The organism is Ureibacillus massiliensis 4400831 = CIP 108448 = CCUG 49529, from assembly GCF_000772965.1.
Lineage (GTDB): Bacteria > Bacillota > Bacilli > Bacillales_A > Planococcaceae > Ureibacillus > Ureibacillus massiliensis.
Window position 1 is genome coordinate 21,728 of record NZ_JPVQ01000039.1, and the last position, 7,301, is coordinate 29,028.

The 7,301-nt window shown below is 36.8% G+C and carries 6 protein-coding genes and 1 riboswitch; of the genes, 3 read left to right on the forward strand and 3 right to left on the reverse strand.

Features of this window, described 5'->3' with window-relative positions; translation table 11 throughout:
- Nucleotides 1–29: 29 nt before the first annotated feature.
- Entirely contained in the window at nucleotides 30–1,526 is a 1,497-nt protein-coding gene (locus CD30_RS15610) for an SLC13 family permease (RefSeq protein ID WP_036178799.1), read from the reverse strand.
- Nucleotides 1,527–1,747: 221 nt separating this feature from the next.
- Complete coding sequence (locus tag CD30_RS15615; RefSeq protein ID WP_036178802.1) at nucleotides 1,748–2,377, reverse strand: glycerol-3-phosphate acyltransferase; 630 nt, start codon at nucleotides 2,375–2,377, stop codon at nucleotides 1,748–1,750.
- A 140-nt stretch (nucleotides 2,378–2,517) separates the two neighbouring features.
- A riboswitch (SAM riboswitch) is annotated at nucleotides 2,518–2,628 on the forward strand.
- 119 nt (nucleotides 2,629–2,747) lie between these two features.
- On the opposite strand from CD30_RS15615, the gene CD30_RS15620 reads away from it, so the two are divergent.
- On the forward strand, nucleotides 2,748–4,052 hold the full coding sequence (locus tag CD30_RS15620) for an O-acetylhomoserine aminocarboxypropyltransferase/cysteine synthase family protein (RefSeq protein ID WP_036178804.1): 1,305 nt from the start codon (nucleotides 2,748–2,750) through the stop codon (nucleotides 4,050–4,052).
- A gap of 751 nt (nucleotides 4,053–4,803) precedes the next feature.
- On the forward strand, nucleotides 4,804–5,790 hold the full coding sequence (locus tag CD30_RS15625) for a homoserine dehydrogenase (protein ID WP_036178807.1): 987 nt from the start codon (nucleotides 4,804–4,806) through the stop codon (nucleotides 5,788–5,790).
- Between the two features lie 78 nt (nucleotides 5,791–5,868).
- On the opposite strand, the gene CD30_RS15630 is transcribed toward CD30_RS15625, so the two are convergent.
- Nucleotides 5,869–6,099 carry an excisionase gene (locus CD30_RS15630; protein WP_036178810.1) on the reverse strand — a complete coding sequence of 77 codons (231 nt, stop codon included), beginning with the start codon at nucleotides 6,097–6,099 and terminating at the stop codon, nucleotides 5,869–5,871.
- A 141-nt stretch (nucleotides 6,100–6,240) separates the two neighbouring features.
- On the opposite strand from CD30_RS15630, the gene CD30_RS15635 reads away from it, so the two are divergent.
- The gene (locus CD30_RS15635; protein WP_036178812.1) at nucleotides 6,241–7,140 is read left to right on the forward strand and encodes an EamA family transporter; all 900 of its coding nucleotides are present in this window, start codon (nucleotides 6,241–6,243) and stop codon (nucleotides 7,138–7,140) included.
- Nucleotides 7,141–7,301 lie beyond the last annotated feature (161 nt).

The following is a 7,301-nucleotide window of genomic DNA, read 5'->3' on the forward strand; positions in this document are numbered from 1 at the left end:
TTAGTTTTAATGACAAAATAATCTACATTTTAAAGAAGGCCAATCCATTTCCAATAGGTCATACTAAAAATTATAATCAAGATATAGCCAATGATTGTAAGCGGAATTCCTGACTTTAAGAAGTCTTTCGTTGTAAACGCTCCAGTACCATATGCAAGCATATTTTGTGGTGCACTGATTGGTAATAAAAAACCGAAACTTATCACAAATTGTTGAATAAGTACAAACCCGATTTGATCAACATTAGGTATAGAAACAGCTAATGCAATAAAGACTGGAATCAGTGCGGATGCTAAGCTTGTTGCACTGGCAAAACCAAGATGGATAATAATATTAAAGATAGATACTAATGCAATTGTCGCGATAATAGGCATTGATTCTAAACCAAGCGAACCAAATACCGCATTTGATAACCACATGGCTCCATCTGTATTTAAAAGGACTGTACCTAGGGAAATACCTACTGCAAATACGATGATTGTACCCCAGTCAATTTTACTTGAAGCTTCCTTCCATGTGAAAACCCCGACCTTTGGTAATAACAAAAATGCTATTGCAACGATTGTTACTGTTGTTGTATCAAATGGATGAAGTCGTTTTTCTGTTGCCCATAAGATTAGTAAAACAATACTTGTAATAATCAGTGTAATTTCTTTTCTTTTTAACGGGCCAAGTTCACGTAATTGTTCTTTAATGACTTCTTTACCACCAGTAATGTTATTTGTTTCAGGCTTTATTAACTTTATCATAATGAAGAATAATGCAACGGACATAATAATCGAAAACGGTGCGGCATACATAAACCACTCGCCCCATGCAACATCTACATTAAATTCACTATTGATAAATCCAAGTGCAACTAAGTTTTGTGCTGCTGCAGTTTTAATGCCGACATTCCAAATGGAAACAGCTTGTGTCGCAGTAATAACAAGTAATGCAGCAAGTCTACTTTCATTCGATAATCCAAATGCCGCAACGATCCCTATTAGAATTGGAAATACTGCACCGGCACGGGCTGTGGCACTAGGAACGAAGAATGCTAAGACAATTGATACTAATATGGCACCAAAAACGATTGCTTTCGTTTTTGTACCAACCATTGATAAAATCCAAAGAGCAAGTCTTTTATGTAGTTTGGTTATTTGCATCGCAACAGCGAGAAATAGTGCTGCCGCAACGAGTGCAACAGAAGAACTGCTAAAACCTCCAAGGGCCATATTTAGAGCTGAACTTGTGCCAAACAGTTTAGAGGGATCAGCTGTAGAAGGAGCAAGTCCAATAAGAAGACCGATAAGTGAGATGATTAAAGCGGAACTAACGGGATAGGAGACAGCTTCAGTAACCCATAGTATGACGGCGAATGCTAATATGGCTAGTGCTCGTTGGCCTGCAATGGGTAAAACAGCTCCGTCATTAGGTAATAATGTAATAACGATCAAAACGATAAAGGCTAAAGTAATCCATAGAAAGTTAAAATGATGCTTGTTTTTCAATTCTTTGTCGGTAGTATGAATTGTAGAAGTCATTGTAGTTTATCCTTTCTTTTAATTCAATCGCATTTTTTTCTTGATTTACCTAGGCATTACAGATTTATGCTTAAAATTATTTTGTTATAACGCTACATTTAAAGTGTAGCATTTTAAAAACCTTTAATTGTTAATATTCCTTGAAAGTTCACTGAAATTAGAAATACTGTAATAAATTTGTAATTATTTCTCCATAATAAAAGACTTGACTATTTTTATAGTCAAGCCTTTCGTTTTTCATACAGTAATGACATTTGTGGTTCTAGACCATATCGAATGCGTTTAAAGTTTTCCATGTGGAGGACTATGGCAATGCATAGTAAAATAATTGAAATAATGAGTGGTATTATCGTATTCTCCATTGCTGCTAGCATACCTAAAACGACATAAAGATTAATTACGCCTACGATTAAGTAATTCGAAATAAATGAGATAATAAAAAAAGAAAAAATGGCGAACAATCCCACTTTCCAATTTAATGATAGAAGCACCCCAATTAATGATGCCGTTCCTTTTCCACCATTAAATTTCATGTGAATGGGAAAGTTATGTCCAATGATAACTGCTGCACCGGTTACATAGAGTAATACTACAATTTCTTCTGCAGAAAATGGGTAAAGGCTTAAGGAAATTTGAACGAATAATAAGGCAAAAATAGCTTTACAAATATCTATAAGTGCGACGAAAATTCCAAACATCCAACCGAGAGTGATCACTGCGTTAGTAGCGCCCGCATTTTTAGATCCAGTTTCTTTTAAATTGACCCCTGTAAGTATATAAATGATATTTGACCCAAGAATACACCCTATTAAGTAACCGACGATCAACACAGCTAATGATGCGATTACCAACAATAAAACTCCTTTCAAAAATATCTTTAATACAATATACTAGTTTGAAAGAAAGAAGTTTCAAAATATTTTAATTTTTAGTTGACAGAGTTGTTTACTATGAATTATAGTGTATTTAACGATGGAACATGAATCAAATACTCTTATCCAGAGAGGCGGAGGGACTAGGCCCTGAGATGCCCGGCAACCAGCGTGTTTTACGCAAAGGTGCTAATTCCTACAGATTCTAATTAAGATCTGAAAGATAAGGGGAGGAAAAAATTGCTCATTTGCAGCCCTCTTCTTACAGAAGAGGGCTTTTATTTTTTCCTAAAAGACCTCCTCGAAATAACTACGATCATCCATCGAAAAACTTTTAGGAGGAAGAAACATGTCAGAATTACGTCCGGAAACATTGCTGTTACACGGCGGTCAAAAACCTGACCCCGTAACGGGAGCAATTGCAGTACCAGTTTATCGTACAACTGCATATGCATTTGAAAGTACAGAACATGCACGGCAACTATTTGCCTTAGAAACACCAGGAAATATCTATTCGCGTATTATGAATCCAACTGTAGATGTATTTGAAAAACGTGTTGCATTACTTGAAGGAGGTACTGCAGCAGTAGCGGTATCATCAGGTGCTGCGGCTATTGCATTCTCCATTTTAAATATTGCAGGGACTGGAGATGAAATCGTTTCAGCAGGCTCATTATATGGTGGGACATACAATCTATTTGCGAATACATTACCACGTTACGGAATAACAACAAAGTTTGTTGATGAAAGAGATCCTGAAAACTTCCGTGCTGCGATTACTGATAACACAAAAGCAATTTATGCTGAAACAGTAGGGAATCCAAGTTTAAATATTCTTGATATCGAAGCAGTAGCTCAGATTGCCCACGAACATGGATTACCATTAATTATCGATAATACATTCCCTTCACCATATGGCTCAAATCCAATTGAATTTGGTGCTGATGTAATAGTTCATTCAGCTACGAAATGGATTGGAGGACATGGTACAACAATCGGTGGTGTGATTGTAGATGCTGGTAAATTTGATTGGACTCAAGGGCGCTTCCCTGGTTTCACAGAGCCAGATGAAAGCTACCACGGGCTACGTTACGGAATTGATACAGCTGCTGCAGCCTTTGCAACAAAATTTCGAGTTCAATTACTTCGTGACTTCGGACCAACTTTAAGTGCAGACTCGGCATTTAACTTTTTACAAGGTTTAGAAACGCTTCATTTGCGTTATACAAAACATGGTGAAAATGCAGTAAGAGTTGCGGAATTCTTAGAAAACCACCCATTCGTGGAATATGTTAATTATCCTGGAAATGAAAATTTCCCATCCCATGCACTGGCAAAAAAATATTTAAAAAATGGATTTGGCTCTATGCTTACATTTGGCATTAAAGGAGGGCGAGAAGCTGGTAGCAAGTTAATTGATAGCGTGCAATTATTCTCTCATGTTGCGAACGTTGGAGATGCCAAATCATTAATTATTCACCCAGCTTCAACGACTCACCAACAGCTATCTGCTGAGGAGTTAAAAATCGCTGGTGTAGGAGAAGAGCTTATCCGCCTGTCTGTTGGGTTGGAATCAGTTGAAGATATCATTGCAGACCTAGATCAAGCTTTAACAAAAGCGATATCAGAAAGTATAGCGAATACAAACGCTTAAAATTACTTTAATTTTTTAAAAAGGCTGTTCATTTGGCCAACATCTAAAAACTTTAGCCACTCATTTGGCAATCAATCATGATTAATTGGCTGTTCATCTGGCCCATAAAATTAAAATGCCATTCATTCGGCAGAAGGAAAAGATTAAAATCAAGACTATTCATTTGGTCTATGAAATTTAAACGCCAATCATTAGGCGAGAAAGAATATTAGGCCATTCATTCGGCAATAGAAAAGATTAAAATCAAGGCTATTCATCTGGCCCGTAAAATTAAAATGCCATTCATTCGGCGTGTTAATAGGTTCATATAAAATCCCCCTGTTCTGCTCATTTTATTTAGCCATTCATTCGGCGACTCTAGCTGTCCTTGTGGGCAGCTTTCTTTATTTAGTTATTGGTATATTTCAAGAGCTTTTTATGAAGAATAGTGATATTGTAGTTGGTTTTTGAATGGTTGATTGTAGTGTGTCTATCTGCTTTTTCCTTTTTGTCTTAGCTGTGAATTCAGTTTGCTTTTGCGCTTTAGGTGAAATGGGAAGGCTCTTAGTGTGAAGAAAGAAGTAGTAGCAACTAAAGTCAACAATAAAGACAAATTGAGTGGAATGACCTTCTTAAAAAAACAATTGTCCATCTTGGGGAGATTTTTCTTGAGTTCCTTATAAATATAGGATAAAATTTTTCTATGTTTATCTGATCGAGTAATTAATATATAAGTAGAATTTTGCGGAAAAAAGATGGGGGCGGGACATAAATGGCAACAATAAAGGCGGCCATCTTAGGATTTGGCACAGTAGGACAAGGAATTTATCACATCTTAAATGAGAAACGAGAAGAGTTAAGAAATAAATTAGGAATTGAATTAGAAGTCGCTAAAATATTAGTTCGCGATACTACAAAAGAACGTGTACCTGGTACAGCACATTTATTAACTGATAGTATTGAAGATGTGTTATCAGTGAAAGGGATGCAGGTTGTTTTTGAAGCAATCGTTAATGAAGAACCAGCTTTTACATACTTAAGAAAAGCCGTTGAATATAAATGTCATGTTATAACTGCAAATAAAGTAATGTTTGCAAAACGTGGTTTAGAATTGCAGGAACTTGCCAAAAAGAATGGTGTATTTGTAGGTTATGAAGCAACAACAGCTGGTGGTGTGCCAGTGATTAAAACAATGAAAAATATTTTATTAGTAAATGATGTTAGTCGAATTCAAGGGATTTTAAATGGTACATCAAATTATATTCTAACAAAAATGCGTGCTGAAGGGTGGTCATTTGATCAAGCATTAAGCGAAGCGCAAATGTTAGGTTATGCGGAAGCAGATCCTTATAATGATGTGTCAGGGCAAGATGCTTTTAAAAAGCTAATGATCCTTTCTGCGTTAGCATTTGGTGAACAACCAAATTGGGCTGATGTTGAAGTAGTTGGAATTGATGAAATTACTTCTGAGCAAGTGGAATCAGCTACAGAGCAAGGCTTGCGATACCGACACGTTGCTGAAGTTGAAAAGTATCCGAACGGGAAGATTTGTGCAAAAGTAGGACCGATGCTAGTTGATAAAGAACATCCATTATATCCAATTGACGATGTGTTCAATGCGGTGACAATGGAAACGAATTATATTGGAACTTTAACACTAGTAGGACCTGGTGCTGGCATGTATCCAACGGCTAGTGTAATGGTTGAAGATTATGCTGAAATTATCGGCAAACGTGCTGGATTTGTTGTATCCATTTAATCGATTGAAAAATGGACTTAGAAAAGAGGAGTGTGAGTATCTTTTCTAAGTCCTTTATTTTGTTATGATGTCGAAAACCTAATCCTCATCCTTTACATCGGGATCTTCAGGAATGGGTGTATTTCGCCAAATCTCAATTTCCTCTTTTATTCGTTCTAATTGTTCATGGTAAGTATCAAATTGAGCGCTATTAACGAGAAATTGTTCGCCATCATGGACAGCTTTAATGCGGCCTTCATAAATGTAGCGTAGCACTTGTTCCTCGGGCATCGATATATCTTTTGATGTTTCGGCAACTGTTTTATACATTGATGATGACCTCCTTTATTTTAATATTATTATAAAGGATTTCATTCGTAATCACTATTGTTCGCACATGAAAATTAGAATATGAGAGTTCATTCAATTGTGTTATAGCTATGATAGGTAAATTTTTGAAATTTATAGGGGATGAAGACTGTGAATCTATTACCATATATTTTTGTTTTACTAGCTGCGATGTTATGGGGGACAGTTGGGACAACTCAAACCTTTTTACAAGAAGGGGTATCTTCGATTGCAGTAGGAGCTGTTCGCTCTTTAATTGGGGGAGGCTTACTATTAGTCGTGGCCATTGGGATGAGAAAGATTCAATTCAAATCATGGTCTTGGAAATGGACCATTTTAGCCGCTGTAGCCATTGCATTGTTCCAATCCTTATTCTTCACATCAGTAAGATTTACTGGTGTTGCAATAGGAACAGTTGTTGCAATCGGGAGTTCGCCGGTTTTTTCTGGCATCATTGAATGGATGTTTTGGAAGAGAAGACCGAATAGAGTTTGGGGTATTGCAACAATCCTTTCCATTGTAGGATGTATTTTATTATTCGTAAATAAAGGAGAAGCGACTATCGATCCGTTCGGTATTTTATTGGCGCTTTGTGCGGGAGTCATGTTTGCCCTTTATACGAATTGTAGTAAACAACTAACGGAGAAGGAAGAAACCTTACCAGCTGTTGCGATGACATTTACGCTGTGTGCGTTAATCCTTTTACCATTTTCACAAGATGGAGTTAGTTGGATATTTACAAGTCAAAATCTGATTCCGATGCTATTTATGGGACTAGCTGCGACTAGTTTAGCGTACATATTTTACTTGGCTGGTTTAGAGAAAATTAGTTCGTCATCTGCAGTGACTTTATCGTTAGCAGAACCATTAACTGCTTCCATGTTAGGTGTATTTTTATTAAATGAATATTTAAGCCCAACATCGTGGATAGGGGTAGCGATGCTGCTTGGAGGGATTATTGTATTAACGGTGGGAGGGAAAAGAACGTCTGGTAAGAGTGTTGATCGTATTCCTGTAGAATAGGACGTAAATAAAAGTTGAGAACCATACTTTATGGATAGGGTATGGCTGTAATTACTAGTTAGTGAGGAAAGTTTATCTTGTCGAGGACAAAACTTTTTTGGTGAGCGGAGGGAATGTCCTCGAAACCGTGTCTCGGGGACAAAATGCGACTTCGGAACAAG